Genomic DNA, 16,455 nt, shown 5'->3' with positions numbered 1-16,455 from the left:
GGGAATTATCATGCTTTTTGGCTAACGAAAAAAATTAATCAAAAACATATTAATCTTCGCAAATAGTTAATAATTTTCTTTATTTTAAATTAATTGATTAAAATTATTAACTTATTAAAAATTTTCATTGTTATTTATAAACATCCCTTATACTTTTGTTTCATAAATAAATAATAAAATATGTGTGGAATTGTATGTCTATTTGACGCCAAACAGAAAACCGATATATTAAGACCTCAGGTTTTGGAAATGTCAAAAAAAATCCGTCACAGAGGACCGGATTGGAGCGGAGTTTTTCAGGACGAAAAAGTAGTTTTTTCTCATGAAAGATTAGCTATCGTAGATCCTACTTCTGGAAAACAACCCTTATTTACAAAAGATGGAAAAATTGTATTAGCCGTAAACGGTGAAATCTACAACCATAGAGAATTAAAAGAAGAATTTCCTGATTATGAATTCCAGACTCAATCTGACTGTGAAGTAATTCTTGCACTTTACCAAAAATACGGAAAAGACTTTGTTGAAAAGCTGAACGGTATTTTCGCATTCTCATTATATGATACTGAAAACGATGTATACTTGATTGCCAGAGATCATATGGGAATCTGCCCTCTTTATCAAGGTTGGGATAAAAACGGAAACTATTACGTAGCCTCTGAATTAAAAGCACTGGAGGGAGTATGCAAGACAATTGAAACCTTTTTACCAGGACATCTTGTTTACAGCAAAGATGGGAGTGAACTTCAACAATGGTATACAAGAGAATGGGATAGTTTTGATCATGTAAAAGAAAACCAAACTGATATTGCTGCTTTAAGAAAAGGACTTGAAGATGCTGTTCACAGACAATTGATGAGTGATGTACCATATGGAGTTTTACTTTCCGGAGGACTGGATTCTTCTGTTATTTCAGCTATCACGGCAAAGTTTGCCAGACAGAGAATTGAAAGCGGTGATACTCAGGAAGCATGGTATCCAAGACTTCACAGTTTTGCTGTAGGTCTTGTGGGATCACCAGACTTGGCTGCAGCACAAAAAGCAGCAGAACATATAGGATCCGTACACCATGAAGTAAACTTTACAGTTCAGGAAGGGCTGGATGCTGTACGTGATGTAATTTATCACTTGGAAACATACGATGTTACAACGATCAGGGCATCTACTCCAATGTATCTTTTGGCTAGAGTAATCAAATCCATGGGAATAAAAATGGTTCTTTCAGGAGAAGGTTCAGATGAATTGTTCGGAGGATATTTATATTTCCACAAAGCACCTAATGCCAAAGAATTCCATGATGAAACTGTAAGGAAACTTGGAAAACTTCACCTTTACGATTGTTTAAGAGCCAACAAAGCATTGATGAGCTGGGGAATCGAGGGAAGAGTTCCTTTCCTGGACAAAGAATTTATGGATATCGCAATGACGATTAACCCGAAAGATAAGATGATCAATGCTTCTGAAGGGAAAATTGAAAAATGGGTATTAAGAAAAGCTTTTGAGGATCTTCTGCCAGACTCCATCGTATGGAGACAGAAAGAACAGTTTTCGGATGGTGTAGGTTACTCATGGATCGATACTTTAAAAGAAGTTGCAGAGAAAGAGGTTACGGATGAAATGATGGCTAACGCAAGGTTCAGATTTCCGCTAAACACTCCTCAAAATAAAGAAGAATACAGATACAGAACGATTTTTGAAGAGCATTTCCCAAGTGAGACTGCAGCAGCAACGGTTCCATCGGTTCCATCGGTAGCATGTTCCACTCCTATCGCTTTGGAATGGGATGAAGCTTTCAAAAAAATGAATGATCCTAGCGGAAGAGCAGTGAAAGTGCATGAAACTTCGTATTAATTGAGCTTGAGAGTGAGAGGGTTTTAGGATTAGATTGAATATTAAAGGCTTAAAATATCATAATACTTAAGGTATTCACGATTCACTTGCGAAGCAAAATTAACTATTGACAATTATCATTATTAAATTACACCCTTCCCACTCTTTTTTCACAATAATTTATTAATCCTGTAGTAATACGGGATTATTTTTTGAAATAACAATAACAATATGGCATAATTTAACTGACAATCAAAAATAATATCTAATAAATAATTATATTTGGAAATCGAAAATATCAATTATAAAAAAATGAGAAGAAACCTTACTGTTTTATTTGCCTTATTATCCATTAGTTTTGCTTTTGGACAGGGAAAATATGGCAAATACCTGAACTCAAAAAAGCTTGCTTTGGCTTATAAAACTGTGAAAGACGCTGATAAGGACGACTACTACCAACAATTCTACTGGTTGGTAAAAGCTGAACAACTTAAAACGTATCCTCACCTTAAGGACATTAAACCTATAGTTCTGTATGAATTTGTAAAATATGTGAATCCTCAAAATCCAACAAAGAAATTAGACAGCAGAGGAAAAGAGCTTAGAGCAACTGCAGAATTATCTTTAAATCAATATTTTAAAAACAAAAAGTTTGAAAATAACTCAGTTTTGATGTATAACCTTGAAACTTATGTTGACCCTTCAAAGGGACAATACTATACAAAGGTAGATCCTGAAAAAATCAAAGAATTGGTTCCGAAAGAGTTATTTGCTTTCAATTCTTTCAATAGAAATATAGGAGAAGAAAAAACATATTATCTTTGGATTGACAAGAAAAAGGACGACTTAAACATTGTTGATATTATTCCTAGTGAAAAAGATGATAAAGCATTCTATACAAGATTAAAGCAATATCTTCCTAACTATAAGTTTTCCAAATATGTTCCATCTGTAAAAAAAGGAAACAAATCTGATAAAACAGACATCGAATATTATTACATCATGCCTTTCGAGCAGAATACCGATAATATAGAATATAAAACAAAGGATTTCAAAAATTTCACTTTAAGCCAGTATAGAAAAGCCGGTGACGAATGGAAAGGAGTAGAAAAACCTAGAAAATAAATCAAAAAGTCCTGTGATATTTCGCAGGACTTTTTTAATTTTATATGGATTTCTTTATCTAAGAATCGAATCGCTTAAAGTAAGCATTTCTTCAAATTAAATAAGTCTGGAAATTTTTAAATATTTCAGCCTATAGAAAATGACAGAAACAACTCCTCAACAAAACTCAATAAAGAAAATTCTCCCTCTGATTCTGGCGACTGCTATTTTTATGCAAATGCTGGATTCTACCATTCTTAATACTTCACTTCCCTCCATTGCAAAGGATCTGAATGAATCTCCCCTGAATATGCAGAACGCTATCATCAGCTATGTTCTTACATTAGCCGTTTTCATGCCGGCGAGTGGATTTCTTGCGGATAGGTTCGGGACTAAAAAAGTGTTTATTTTCTCATTAATATTGTTCAGCCTGGGTTCTCTATTTTGTTCTTTATCGCAAAACCTTACTCATTTAGTAATATCAAGGGTTATTCAGGGTGTGGGAGGAAGTTTGATGACCCCGGTTGGAAAGCTGGCACTTATTAAAACCTTTGACAAAAGTGAATTACTGAAAGCTATGAACTTTGCTATTATCCCCGCTCTTATTGGTCCGGTTTTAGGTCCGTTAGTAGGTGGTTATATGGTGGATTATCTGTCATGGCACTGGATATTCCTGATCAATATTCCTATTGGGTTTTTAGGAATTATTTTAGGATTAAAATTCATGCCTGATTATAAATCTGATGATGTAGATTTTGACTTTAAAGGGTTTTTAATCTTTGCAGCAGCCTCTCTCCTACTCTCCGTTTCCTTAGAACTTTTCGGAGACATGCAGAATATAACACCGGTTCTCATTGTATTCATCCTTGGATTCCTGTTTCTTTATTATTACTATAAACATGCAAAAAAAGAAGGACATCCTATTTTTCCTTTAAATCTGTTTCAGGTAAGAACTTTCCGTGTAGGAATTGTAGGAAACCTTGCGACACGATTAGGGATCAGCTCTGTTCCGTTATTGCTTCCACTGATGATTCAGATTGCTTATAAACAGTCTGCCGTGACTTCCGGCTGGATCATTGCTCCTATGGCTATAACGGCTATATTCGGTAAGTCATCTGTAATTAAAATTCTGGATAAATATGGATACCGCCAGACCTTAATGGTCAATACCTTTATTATAGGAACATTGATCTGCATGCTTGCGATTCCCGATATTCATACATCATTATATTGGTTTATCCCGATTATTGCGGTTTTGGGATTCTTCAATTCCATACAATTCACCTCTATGAATACCATTTCCATCGCTGATCTGCGAAACTTCCAGACCAGCAGCGGTAATTCTTTAATCTCGGTAAATCAGCAGCTTGCCATTGGATTTGGAATTGCATTCGGGTTGATTGTTTTAAAAATATTTGAAAATTCTGACCTCATCAAAGGAGAAACTCATAATGCCTTCCGATATACTTTCCTTACAGTTGGGATATTAACTATTTTATCGGGATTAGTCTTTAGAAGACTCCACATTTCCGATGGAAAAAATATGAAGTCTAAGGAAGAATAATATTGATAAACAGCCTTCACCAGGTTTCTTCCTTACCCTTTTGCGCTCTGACGATCTTACCACAGATCAATGTGTTTCCTTCATAAGTATGGTATTTTTGTGTATATAAAATCAACAATATGATGGCAACTAAAAAAGTAGAAACCATAGTAGCTCCAAGACCTGCACATTTTGTAGGTGATGGATTTAGAGTCCATAATTTTATCCCAGGTGTACCGGGATTAGACATGAAAAGAATGGATCCGTTTATTATGCTTGATTATAATTCAAAATTCCATTTCAATGGTTCAGACAGACCAAGAGGTGTAGGGGTTCACCCGCACAGAGGTTTTGAAACGGTAACAATAGCATACAGCGGAAAGGTAGAACACCACGACAGTGCAGGAGGCGGTGGTATCATCGGAGAAGGTGACGTACAGTGGATGACTGCCGCAAAAGGAGTTCTTCACAAAGAATATCATGAAACGAAATGGGCAAAAGAAGGCGGAATCTTTCAAATGGTTCAGCTTTGGGTAAATCTTCCTGCAAAAGATAAAATGAGCAATCCTAAGTACCAGGCAATTGAAAACTCACAAATGGAAAGAGTAGATCTTGGTGAAAATGGTTTTGTAGAATTGATTGCTGGTGAATACGATGGACATAAAGGTCCTGCGTTCACTTTCACTCCTCTTCACATGATGAATGCTAAGCTTAAAGCTGGTGGAAAGGCAGAATTTAATTTTCCGGCTCATTTCAATACCGCAGCATTGGTTATTGAAGGAAGCATTACTATAAACGGGACTGAAAATGTTAAACCCGATCATTTTGCTTTGTTTAAAAACGAAGGTGAAACATTCACTATTGAGGCAAAAGAAGATGCAGTTATATTAATCATCAGCGGAGAACCGATCAATGAGCCTATTTTCCCTCACGGACCGTTTGTAATGAATTCCAGAGAGGAAATCATGCAGGCGTTTGAAGATTTCAATACCGGGAAATTCGGATATCTTGAAGATTAAAAGGATTTAAATTAAACTTAATATCCGATTATTCCTTTTTTACTAACTTTATATAATGTTAGTTTGAAAATCAATTTATAAAATAAATATAGTTGGCAAACCTTATAGGTTTCAGAAACCTATAAGGTTTACCTTCATAAACATACAGGATTATTCCATTTTAATACAGAAAAATTATGAAACCAGAATTTGAAAATATACCTCTTGTAAAAGCAGAAAAAAGATTTGAAATAGAATACAACGGGCATTATGCTTTTATTGATTATCGTGAGACATCTCATCAGATTGCTTTGATTCACACTGAAGCAGAGCCTGAACTGGCTGGAACTGGTGCCGCGGCAGCTGTGGTAGAAAAAACACTTCATTATATTGAAGAAAGTGGTAAAAAACTTCTCCCATTTTGTCCTTATGTTTTTGCATTTATCAAAAAACATCCTGAGTGGAAACGTATCGTTGATGAAAAATTTGATGGATACGACAAACTGTAATTTTTATATTTAATTAAACTTTAAAAGCATCACCCCATTATGTCAAATATAGGACTTATCATTGAGGAAAAAGCGGCAGACATCGGAAATTTTCTCGTTGGAAGACTACTTCCGTTCCGTGAAAAAAGAGCTGTAGGACCTTTTGTGTTTATAGATCACATGGGACCTTCAGAATTAAAGGATTATCAAAACCTTGATGTTCCGCCACATCCGCATATCGGCTTATCTACATTAACTTATCTTCTGGAAGGATCTATTTTCCATAGAGACAGCATTGGAAGTGCCGTTGAAATAAAACCCGGTGCCGTAAACTGGATGACAGCCGGCAAAGGCGTGGTACATTCTGAAAGAACACCAGAGTATTTAAGAAACAGTGATAAAAGCCTTCACGGATTTCAGATCTGGGTAGGTCTTCCTAAACATCTTGAGCAGTCTGAGCCTACTTTCCATCATATCGAAGAAAGTGAGATTCCTGTTTGGGAAGAAGATGGAATTCAGTATAAATTAATTGCCGGAGAAGCATTTGGAAGAACATCTCCAGTTCCCGTACACAGTAAGTTATTCTTTCTTGAAATCAAAACCAAAGAAGCTAAGAAAATCAGCATAGGAAAAGATCTTTATGGTGAAGCGGCAATGTATGTTCTGGAAGGAACGGTAACTACTGAAGGAAACTCTTATGGTTCAAAACAACTGATGATTGCCAAAGATACAAAGCTTTGTGAATTTGATATGAGCGAAAACGGTACGGTTTATCTTTTCGGAGGAGAGCCTTTCGATGAAGAACGTTTTATCTTCTGGAACTTTGTAAATTCTGATAAAGAATTAATTGATCAGGCAAAAGTGAACTGGAATGATCAGAATCATGATGCTTTTCCATTGGTTCCTGGTGATGATCAGGAATATGTTCCATTGCCAAAGGCAATTTTAAACAGAAAGTAATTCAGCCTATAAAAACCATGAAAATATTAGCATTTGCAGGAAGTACTTCATCTACTTCTATTAACAGAGAGCTTGTAAAGTTTGTTTTAAAAGACTTTACAAATGACGAGATCAATCTCATTGACCTTAATGATTTCAGTATGCCCGTTTTTTCCGTAGATCTTGAAAAGAAAGGTTTTCCCGATGAAGCTCATCGTTTTTTAAAGGCTATCGAAGAATGTGATGTCATTATATGTTCACTTGCAGAGCATAACAGGTCTTACAGTGCGGCTTTTAAAAATATTTTCGATTGGGCATCCAGAATTAATGTAAAAGTATTCCAAAATAAACCGATGCTCCTTATGAGTACATCTCCGGGAGGTTATGGTGGCGGAAACGTTATGAATACAGCAAAAACGTTCTTTCCACAATTTGCTGCGGATGTGAAAGATACTTTTTCGCTGCCGAAGTTTTATGAAAATTTTGACCTGGAAAGCGGAGTAATCAATCCTGATATGCTTAATGATTTGAAAACGAAGATCGAAAATTTTAAAAATCTTGTAAAAAACAATGACTAAAGGAAGACTGGAAGCTTTCAGTGATGGAGTTTTAGCCATCATTATCACAATTATGGTTCTTGAGTTGAAAGTGCCTGAGGGAGGCAGCTGGGCAAGTCTCAAACCTCTTCTCCCTAAATTTCTAGCTTATATTTTCAGCTTCATTTATGTGGGAATCTACTGGAACAATCATCATCATTTGTTTCAGACGGTAAGAAAGGTAAATGGCGGAATTCTCTGGGCAAATCTTCACCTTTTGTTCTGGCTGTCCTTAATGCCTATCGCTACAGAATGGATCGGAACGACGGGATTTGCAGAAAACCCTGTTGCAATGTATGGAATTATACTCATCCTCTGTGCCATTGCCTATACTATTCTGGAGCATGTCATTATCCGGCATGAAGGCGAAAGTTCAAAGCTGAAAGAAGCTATACATTCAAAATCTAAAGAGAATATATCTATTATTTTTTATGTTCTGGGAATCGCTACTTCATTTTTTTATCCTTATATTGCCATAGGTTTTTATTATATCGTGGCTCTCATATGGCTGATTCCGGACAGAAGAATCGAAAAATCATTAAAAGACAATTAATATGGAAACACACGAATATATTAACGGCGACATTACTGTTATCTGGCAGCCTCATAAGTGTATCCACTCAGCTGTATGTGTAAAAATGCTTCCCAAAGTCTACAATCCACGCGAAAGACCCTGGATAAAAGCAGAAAATGCAACACCTGAAGAATTAAAAAGACAAATAGATCAATGCCCATCAGGAGCATTAAGTTATAAATTCAATACAGAAAAATAATGGCAGTAACGGTAAAAGCAAGTTTAGGAAAAACAAAATACTATACTGAAGTAACGGCTGGTGAAAATAGGATCATTACGGATGAACCCATAGATAAAGGCGGACAGAATAAAGGTTTCAACCCCATGGAAATTCTGGCTACCTCTCTGGCAAGCTGTACAGCTGCTACATTAAGAATGTACATCGAAAGAAAAGAATGGGATGTAGAAAACATCAATGTGGAAGTGGAACTTGAAAACTATCCATTAACTAAGAGAGCAATTTTCAAAAGAGATATTACTTTTGATGGAGTTTTAGATACCGAGCAGATGAAAAGACTTCACACAATTGCAGATGCTTGTCCTGTACACAAAATATTAACAAACGACATAGAAATACTAACTAAATTCTCATAAAATATGATCGAAGTAAAACAAAACAACGACGAAAAACACGGAAGTTTTGAAGCCTTCATAGATGGAAGACGCGCAGGAATGATGACGTACACCTGGGCAGGAGAAGAAAGATTTATTATTGACCACACGGAGGTGGAAGAAGCCTACAACGGAAAAGGGGTAGGTAAGGAAATGCTTTTGGCTGCTGTAGATTTTGCAAGAAAAAACGGGAAGAAAATTATTCCTCTCTGTCCTTTTGCTAAAGCCAGCTTTCAGAAGAGTGAGGAATTGCAGGATGTTTTGGTAAATTAATTACTGCTTCCACCCTTACAATACAAACCTTTCAGAGTAAATCTGGGAGGTTTTTTATTTTAATACTAAATTCACAAGGACTTTATTTAAATTCTTACAAATCGTTCGTAGGGTGCTTTGTTCAGAATAGGTTAGATTCTGTTTTTTTAAACGCAAAGTTGTAATTAGCCTGTTGTTATATTTTAAGAGAGCTAAGAGTGAATCGATTTAAAATCGATTTGATGAAGCGGATTGTTATCCTGTCCTATAAAAAAAGAAAACATTGAGAATAAAATTGTTCGCAAGGGGGGTCACTCAGCAAAGGTTGGATTGCATACTGTTTTCTTAAACGCAAATTTATAATTAGCTTACTGTTATATTTTAAGAGAGCTAAGAGTGAATCAATTTTAAATCGATTTGATGAAGTGGACCTGCCACTCGTTATCATTAAAAAATAGAAACGATGAAAACAGAGTGAATAATTGCTTTCATGAGCTTGATAACTTCCCCCTTCTCTCTCCTATCTTCAAACCTTCTAAAGTAACGGCATAAAAATCCACTCTGAACGAAATTCACGATTCACGATGGTTCTTTTTTATATATTTGCTAAAATTTAAAATTTAAGCATGAATCCAGGAACTATCCTTTTGCTATTCGTTTTTATCTACTTTATTGGTCTTTTGGTGATTTCTTATTTCACCAGCCGAAATTCTGATAACCAGTCATTTTTTATTGGTAATAAAAAAAGTAAATGGTGGCTTGTGGCATTCGGGATGATAGGAACCAGTTTAAGCGGAGTAACTTTCATTTCGGTTCCGGGAACAGTAGGAAAAATGACCGGTTCAGAATATATCTACGGAGGTTTTGAATATTACATGATGGTAATTGGCTTTTTCATCGGATATTTTATTGTGGCAGCGATATTACTTCCGTTGTATTATAAGATGAACCTGACTTCCATTTATACGTATTTGGGAAAAAGATTCAACGTGGAAGCTCATAAAATTGGCTCAATATTTTTTATTATTTCAAGAGCCATAGGCGCTACAGCAAGATTATATCTTGTTGTAAATGTTTTACAGATATTCTTATTAGAAGGCTTGGGAGTTCCTTTTTGGGTTACTTCTCTTGTACTTTTACTGATGGTTCTTCTTTATACTTTTGAAGGAGGTGTAAAAACCATTGTGATCACAGATACATTACAGACATCTTTTATGATCATCAGTCTGGTGGCTTGCATCGTTTATATTTTATCTAATCTTAACCTTTCTTTTGGTGAAGCTTATACTATTTTAGAGCAGAAAAATTATACTCACTTTATCAATTTTGATCCGAATTCCAAGACCTTTTTTCTTAAAACCATTTTGGGCGGAATTTTCATTACAATTGCCATGACAGGGCTGGATCAGGAAATGATGCAGAAGAATATTTCTGTGGATAACCTTAAGAATTCAAAGAAAAACATGCTTACGTTTGCAGGAACACTTCTTTTGGTAAATCTTGCCTTCCTGTTTTTAGGCGGATTACTTTACCTTTTTGCAATACAGCATGGTGCAGAATATGGAACTACAGGAACTGACCCGATAAGTAATATTTTCGGTTTTAAAGACGCTTCAGGAAATATAAAAAATATCATGGGAGATGACCTTTTCCCAGCTTTATCGCTTCAGGGATATTTCCCAATGACAATTTCAGTTATTTTCATCATTGGATTGATCTCGGCATTATTCCCTTCTGCTGATGGAGCTTTAACAGCGGTTACAAGTTCTTATTGTGTAGATTTACTAAACCTTAATGAAGATAAAACAAAGTCTGAAAAAGAGAAAAAACAGCTTCGTATGAAAGTGCATTTAACGTTCACTGTAGTTTTCTTTATCCTGATCATGGTTTTCAAGGCATTGAATGATAAATCGATTGTGTATCTGATCATGGAAGTTGCAGGATATACTTACGGACCGTTATTAGGACTTTTTGCTTTTGGAATTTTCACCAAGTTTCAGATTTCAAAAAAGTATTCTATTCTTACGGTAACGATCCTTGCTCCGATATTTACTTATATTATCAACTATTTAGTGACAACCTATACAGACTACAGAATTGGTGTGGAACTGATTATACTGAATGGATTGCTGACGTTTATAGGACTATGGCTGGTAAAAAATAAACAACATTTGAGAGTTGTTTAATCAATGTAATCAAAAATCTTATTGATGAAAGCACTCATTTTTATAACCTTTAGTCTGTTTTCCGGCATATTTGTTCACGCACAAAGTGCCATTGATTTTGCCAATCTTACAAGGTATAAGGATGAAAACACAAGCATTTTAAGTTCAAAGAAAAAATTGGATGTTGTCTTTATGGGTAATTCCATTACAGAAGCATGGGTAAAGAGTCATCCGGAGTTTTTCTCTGAAAATAATTATGCAGGCAGAGGAATCAGTGGACAAACGACATCACAGATGTTACTTCGTTTTCAGAATGATGTTGTTGCTTTACACCCAAAACTGGTAATCATAAATGCAGGAATCAATGATATAGCTCAGAATACAGGCATTTATGATCCTGATTTTACTTTTAATAATATTAAAGCTATGGTTGATATTGCTCAAAACAACGGAATTAAAGTAATTATTACTTCCGTATTACCTGCAGCAGTATTCCCGTGGCGTAAAGAAATAACGGACGTTTCCCAAAAAGTAGATACCCTGAATATCAGATTAAAGCAGTATGCAAGCAACAATAAACTCATATTTGTAGATTATAATACTGCAATGCGGGATGCAAAAGGCGGAATGCGTGAGGGGCTGTCAAAAGATGGCATTCATCCGGTTCCTACAGGATATGCTATTATGGAACCTTTGATTAAAAAGGCTATCAATAAAACATTGGAAAAAAAATAAAAATTCAAAAAATATATTTTATTAGCTATGAAAAAAATTATTTCACTCTTCATTTTCGTACTGGCATTCGGATGTATGAGTGCTCAGGAGAATTTTGAAGTATCTACTTTAAGGATTGGTCCTTACAAGATCTTCATGGAAAAAAGTGAAGCAGAAAAAATTGCAGGTACTAAGATCAAAATTTCTGATGGACAGCAGAAGAACGGGGTAAAATACAATGGCGAGCTGATTAATATTGAAGTTTTTCAGGGGTATGGAGGTGAAGCAAAACCTGATGCTGTTACTATTACAGGAATGTCAACTACCAGCAAAAAGTTTAAAACAAAAAGCGGAATGGGTGTTGGAAGTACCAGAGATGAACTTATCAATGCTTACAGGAACTATCCTATATTCAGTGTTCGCCCGGAAGTTGATGATAATGGTAAACGTGTTAAAGATGCAGGATACTTTAATATTGAAGATTATGATGCAGGAACACAACTTACCTTTAAATTTGTTAATAATATTGTTACTGAAATTACAGTTTACATCAACGAAGGCTGCTAAAAGAAGGAAAATATTCAAATAATTTAAAATCCGGGTTTTGATATCCGGATTTTTGCATTTCCATAAGCCGGTAAAAAATTGTAAATTCGCGTGCAAATAAATCAGATATAATGAGTAAAAGTATTGAAGAGTTAAAATCTCTTACTACGCAGATCAGAAGAGACATTTTAAGAATGGTTCACGCTGTAAATTCAGGACACCCGGGTGGTAGCTTAGGTTGTACAGAGTATTTCACAGCACTTTACGGAAAGGTAATGAACTATAATCTTCCTTTCACTATGGAGGGCAAAAATGAAGATCATTTTTATCTATCAAACGGACACATTTCACCGGTGTACTACTCTACTTTGGCAAGATTCAATTTCTTCCCGGTAGATGAATTGAGAACTTTCAGAAAGCTTGATTCAAGATTACAGGGACACCCTACTACTCACGAAGGACTTCCTGGGATCAGAATTGCTTCAGGTTCTCTTGGACAAGGTCTTTCTGTGGCACTTGGTGTGGCTCAGGGTAAAAAATTGGATGGGGATCAGTCTCTTGTTTACTCTCTTCACGGAGATGGTGAGCTTCAGGAAGGTCAGGTCTGGGAAGCATTTATGTATGCTGCCGCTAAAAAAGTAGATAATATTATTTCTACAATCGATTACAATGGACGTCAGATCGATGGAGATACTGATGATGTATTAAGCCTAGGAAATCTTCATGCTAAGCTTGAAGCTTTCGGATGGATTGTTTTAGAAGAGAAAAACGGTAATGATCTTGAAGCTGTAATCGCGATCCTTGAGAAAGCTAAAACAGAAACAGGAAAAGGTAAGCCGGTAGCTATCCTTCTTCATACAGAAATGGGTGCGGGAGTAGACTTTATGATGGGAAGTCATGCTTGGCATGGTAAAGCTCCTAATGATGAGCAAATGGAAACAGCATTCAAGCAATTGTATTTAGAAGCTCCTGCTGACTACTAATATCTTTAAAAAATCAGTCATCAAATTTTCATGAAAAAATTCATTTTAATCTGCTTTCTTACCAGTTTTATTCTTGGGATTGCTCAGGAAAAGAAGGTTTCTTTTGCTAAGGAGCTTACCTATCAGATGATGGGCAATCAGGTTCCCAATTCTCAGGTAAAAATGTATGTAAGCAATAATAATGAATTTTTCACCAATGTTACCTTCAAGGATATTCCGATGTATTTCTTTACAGATGCATTGGCTACAAGCCCTGTAAGTCTGAAAATGAACAACCGTCTTACCGGTGAAGGAATGGGAAAGCATTTTTGGAGTTCCATACAAAGTTCTTACTCAGAAAATCCTGATGAAGAATATCTTTTTGAAACGAAAAAGCTGAATACCAAAGAAACTATCTTAGGTATTCCATGCAGCCATTATCTGGTTAATTTCAAACCCAAAAAAGCCCCACAATATACCCGTAAGGATGATTTCTTAAAGGTATGTATTGATGAAACTTCTCCTTATAACAGCTTTACTGTTTTCAACGGATTAGTGAAGCAATACCTTACCATACCTAAGCTTGAAAAATCCGGGTTAAAAGGACTTATTCTGAAAGTGGCACCTGAAAAGGATTATGATCGTGAATATCTTGTCATGAAATCTATATCAGATTCTAAAGATTTTATTTCTGTAGATCATAAGAAAATCATTACAGATCAGCAGAGAAGACGGGATTCTATAATGCTTGCTTATCAAAAAGAGCTGGATGAATATAATACAAACAGCAATGTTGACTCGGCGGCTGTGGCAGCTGATTCCGCAGCAGTAGAATTTGAAGAGTATTCATTCGTCATTGATTATGTTTCTGACTATAAGAAAAAACTTTCTTCAGAAGATGGGTTAGCCATTCATAATATCCATAATGATAAGCTTTGGAAAGGATTACCTCAGCACTGCGTTAATTTTGAGAAAAATATTCCTCAATTCAAGAATAAAGAATTAAAGGAACACTTGAGAAATTATACAGGACAAACGTGCGACATGTATCTTTCACAGTTTGAACCCCATTCTGTAGGCATTAAAGCAACATTGGATGAAATAAGGCGGGAAGTTTTATACTTCAACGAAATTCAGGACAAACTTGATCCGACCGATAAAAAGAAATTAAACAACTATTTAAACAATCTCGATTAATAAAAATAAAAATGAAATATACATATACAGAAAAAAAGGACACTCGTTCAGGATTCGGAGCCGGATTAGCGGAACTTGCTGACAAAAATCCTAATGTAGTAGCACTTTGTGCAGACCTTATCGGTTCTTTGAAAATGGAGAAATTCATTGAAAAAGCTCCTGAAAGATTCTTCCAGGTAGGTATTGCAGAAGCAAACATGATGGGACTTGCTGCAGGTCTTAGCATCACTGGAAAAATTCCTTTCACAGGAACTTTTGCGAACTTCTCTACTTCAAGAGTATATGACCAGATCCGTCAGTCTATCGCTTACTCTGGTAAGAACGTAAAAATCTGTGCATCTCACGCAGGTCTTACTTTAGGAGAAGATGGAGCTACTCACCAGGTATTGGAAGATATCGGGATGATGAAAATGCTTCCTGGAATGACAGTAATCAACCCTTGTGACTACAACCAGACAAAAGCGGCTACTCTTGCTATTGCTGACCACGAAGGTCCTGTATATTTAAGATTCGGTAGACCTACTGTTCCTGTATTCATCCCTGAAGATATGCCTTTCGAAATCGGAAAAGGAATCATGCTTCAGGAAGGTACTGATGTAACGATTGTTGCAACAGGACACCTTGTTTGGGAATCTCTTGTAGCTGCTGATGAGCTTGAAAAAGAAGGTATTTCTTGTGAAGTGATCAACATTCACACAATTAAGCCTCTTGATGAAGAGATCATCTTAAAATCTGTAGAAAAAACAGGTAAAATTGTAACGGCTGAAGAGCACAACTATCTTGGTGGTTTAGGTGAATCTATTGCGGGAATGCTTGCAAGAAGAAGACCTACAAGACAGGAATTTGTAGCTGTAAACGATACTTTCGGAGAATCTGCAACACCTGCTGAATTGATGAAGAAGTATAAAATTGACTCAGCAGCAGTGAAAGAAGCTGTAAAAAGAATTTTAGCTAACTAATATTAGCTTTCTTTTAATATTATAACCAGAGGCTGTTTCTCCGAAACAGCCTCTGGTCTTTTTTAAAGGATCACATGCTGGAAATTTGTTTTTAGACCTACTTCTCCGAAATAAAAAATAACTGTTTACCCAGGTTCATATTCAGCATAAAGAAGGTTCCAGCAGCTTCTGACATAAGGTAGTCTGAATGAGAATACCGCATCATATACTTTTTCCAGAGTGTATTTTCATAATTATTCTTTTATTTTCAAAATATTTTAATTCCGAGTCTATTATTTTGAGCCCCCTATTTTTCAAAAGTCATTCCCATACAAATTCTTACACAAATCGGAATGAATATGTTTTTTGTACAAAAGAATGTAATCTTAATTTTTTTTATAATCATTTTATATTTTACTTACATTTTGCAAAACAGCAGTTTATCCTTTTTTGGATTTTAGCTGCATGATTAAATAACCTTTCATCTCATCATTAATTTTCTGTACAAATTCCGTGATTAATTACGGAAAACAGTAAAGAAATACGCATATAATTCACAATATTTATCACATTAAAGTGACGTATTATTTTTTAGTTTTGGAACCATCAACGTTGATCATTGAATTCTACATTTTTTTAATTGTATGTGTACAGTGCATGATAAAAAACTAAGAATTTTTCACCCAATGTTAGGGGAGAAATGAACAAAACAATTTTTATTAATTAAAAAACTATCAAAATGAAAAAATTAAATGGAATGAAGGGTAATTTCTCTTCATTAGAAAACAAAAAGCTAAAAAACCTTCAAGCCATTCACGGTGGTGGCGGAACAAATGAAAGAACTTCATCACAAACAGGATCAGGCGGTAATTCTTCTGATACAGCATACTATAAAGATGGAGTAAAGACAATGACTTTAACTATTGAGGGACCCAACGAAACAGATCCTTATTAGTATTAAATCAATAAACAGGACTCTCTTAGTCCTGTTTACCTTTAT

General features: G+C 35.4%; 18 protein-coding genes. All 18 read left to right on the top strand.

Translation table 11 applies throughout. The annotated features are described in order from the left end of the window. The first annotated feature begins 180 nt into the window (after positions 1–180). The 18 genes from asnB (at position 181) to AC5YGG_RS18895 (ending at position 16,410) form a co-directional block, all read left to right on the top strand. A complete protein-coding gene (gene asnB / locus AC5YGG_RS18980) occupies positions 181–1,848 on the top strand; it encodes an asparagine synthase B (RefSeq protein WP_496145994.1) in 1,668 nt (555 codons plus the stop codon). Positions 1,849–2,139: 291 nt separating this feature from the next. After that, entirely contained in the window at positions 2,140–2,952 is an 813-nt protein-coding gene (locus tag AC5YGG_RS18975) for a hypothetical protein (protein ID WP_496145993.1), read from the top strand. A 139-nt stretch (positions 2,953–3,091) separates the two neighbouring features. Then, positions 3,092–4,495 (top strand): MFS transporter, encoded by a 1,404-nt coding sequence (locus AC5YGG_RS18970; protein WP_496145992.1) that lies wholly within the window; start codon positions 3,092–3,094, stop codon positions 4,493–4,495. A gap of 122 nt (positions 4,496–4,617) precedes the next feature. Next, the gene (locus tag AC5YGG_RS18965) at positions 4,618–5,493 is read left to right on the top strand and encodes a pirin family protein (protein WP_496146038.1); all 876 of its coding nucleotides are present in this window, start codon (positions 4,618–4,620) and stop codon (positions 5,491–5,493) included. Between the two features lie 176 nt (positions 5,494–5,669). Continuing rightward, a complete protein-coding gene (locus AC5YGG_RS18960) occupies positions 5,670–5,981 on the top strand; it encodes a GNAT family N-acetyltransferase (RefSeq protein WP_496145991.1) in 312 nt (103 codons plus the stop codon). Between the two features lie 39 nt (positions 5,982–6,020). After that, positions 6,021–6,920, top strand: a complete 900-nt coding sequence (locus AC5YGG_RS18955) for a pirin family protein (RefSeq protein WP_496145990.1) — start codon at positions 6,021–6,023, stop codon at positions 6,918–6,920. 17 nt (positions 6,921–6,937) lie between these two features. Next, positions 6,938–7,477 carry an NADPH-dependent FMN reductase gene (locus AC5YGG_RS18950; RefSeq protein WP_496145989.1) on the top strand — a complete coding sequence of 180 codons (540 nt, stop codon included), beginning with the start codon at positions 6,938–6,940 and terminating at the stop codon, positions 7,475–7,477. Further along, positions 7,470–8,048 (top strand): TMEM175 family protein, encoded by a 579-nt coding sequence (locus tag AC5YGG_RS18945; protein ID WP_496145988.1) that lies wholly within the window; start codon positions 7,470–7,472, stop codon positions 8,046–8,048. Before AC5YGG_RS18950 ends, AC5YGG_RS18945 begins: the two co-directional genes overlap by 8 nt. 1 nt (position 8,049) lies before the next feature. Beyond that, positions 8,050–8,268 carry a (4Fe-4S)-binding protein gene (locus AC5YGG_RS18940; protein ID WP_496145987.1) on the top strand — a complete coding sequence of 73 codons (219 nt, stop codon included), beginning with the start codon at positions 8,050–8,052 and terminating at the stop codon, positions 8,266–8,268. Continuing rightward, complete coding sequence (locus AC5YGG_RS18935) at positions 8,268–8,663, top strand: OsmC family protein (protein ID WP_496145986.1); 396 nt, start codon at positions 8,268–8,270, stop codon at positions 8,661–8,663. Before AC5YGG_RS18940 ends, AC5YGG_RS18935 begins: the two co-directional genes overlap by 1 nt. Before the next feature lie 3 nt (positions 8,664–8,666). Then, positions 8,667–8,954, top strand: a complete 288-nt coding sequence (locus tag AC5YGG_RS18930) for a GNAT family N-acetyltransferase (RefSeq protein WP_002984420.1) — start codon at positions 8,667–8,669, stop codon at positions 8,952–8,954. A 605-nt stretch (positions 8,955–9,559) separates the two neighbouring features. After that, positions 9,560–11,119, top strand: a complete 1,560-nt coding sequence (locus tag AC5YGG_RS18925; protein ID WP_496145985.1) for a sodium:solute symporter — start codon at positions 9,560–9,562, stop codon at positions 11,117–11,119. 24 nt (positions 11,120–11,143) lie between these two features. After that, positions 11,144–11,833 (top strand): SGNH/GDSL hydrolase family protein, encoded by a 690-nt coding sequence (locus AC5YGG_RS18920; protein WP_496145984.1) that lies wholly within the window; start codon positions 11,144–11,146, stop codon positions 11,831–11,833. A gap of 27 nt (positions 11,834–11,860) precedes the next feature. Then, positions 11,861–12,379, top strand: a complete 519-nt coding sequence (locus AC5YGG_RS18915; protein ID WP_496145983.1) for a hypothetical protein — start codon at positions 11,861–11,863, stop codon at positions 12,377–12,379. A gap of 107 nt (positions 12,380–12,486) precedes the next feature. After that, positions 12,487–13,341, top strand: a complete 855-nt coding sequence (locus AC5YGG_RS18910; RefSeq protein ID WP_496146037.1) for a transketolase — start codon at positions 12,487–12,489, stop codon at positions 13,339–13,341. A 30-nt stretch (positions 13,342–13,371) separates the two neighbouring features. Continuing rightward, positions 13,372–14,517 (top strand): hypothetical protein, encoded by a 1,146-nt coding sequence (locus AC5YGG_RS18905; RefSeq protein ID WP_496145982.1) that lies wholly within the window; start codon positions 13,372–13,374, stop codon positions 14,515–14,517. An 11-nt stretch (positions 14,518–14,528) separates the two neighbouring features. Further along, positions 14,529–15,476 carry a transketolase family protein gene (locus AC5YGG_RS18900; protein WP_496145981.1) on the top strand — a complete coding sequence of 316 codons (948 nt, stop codon included), beginning with the start codon at positions 14,529–14,531 and terminating at the stop codon, positions 15,474–15,476. Between the two features lie 718 nt (positions 15,477–16,194). After that, a complete protein-coding gene (locus AC5YGG_RS18895; RefSeq protein WP_496145980.1) occupies positions 16,195–16,410 on the top strand; it encodes a TIGR04139 family peptide modification target in 216 nt (71 codons plus the stop codon). Positions 16,411–16,455 lie beyond the last annotated feature (45 nt).

It is taken from the genome of Chryseobacterium sp. CS2K3 (assembly GCF_059515185.1).
Note: the sequence above shows the minus strand (reverse complement) of the source record. Positions and strands in the feature narration are given on the sequence as shown.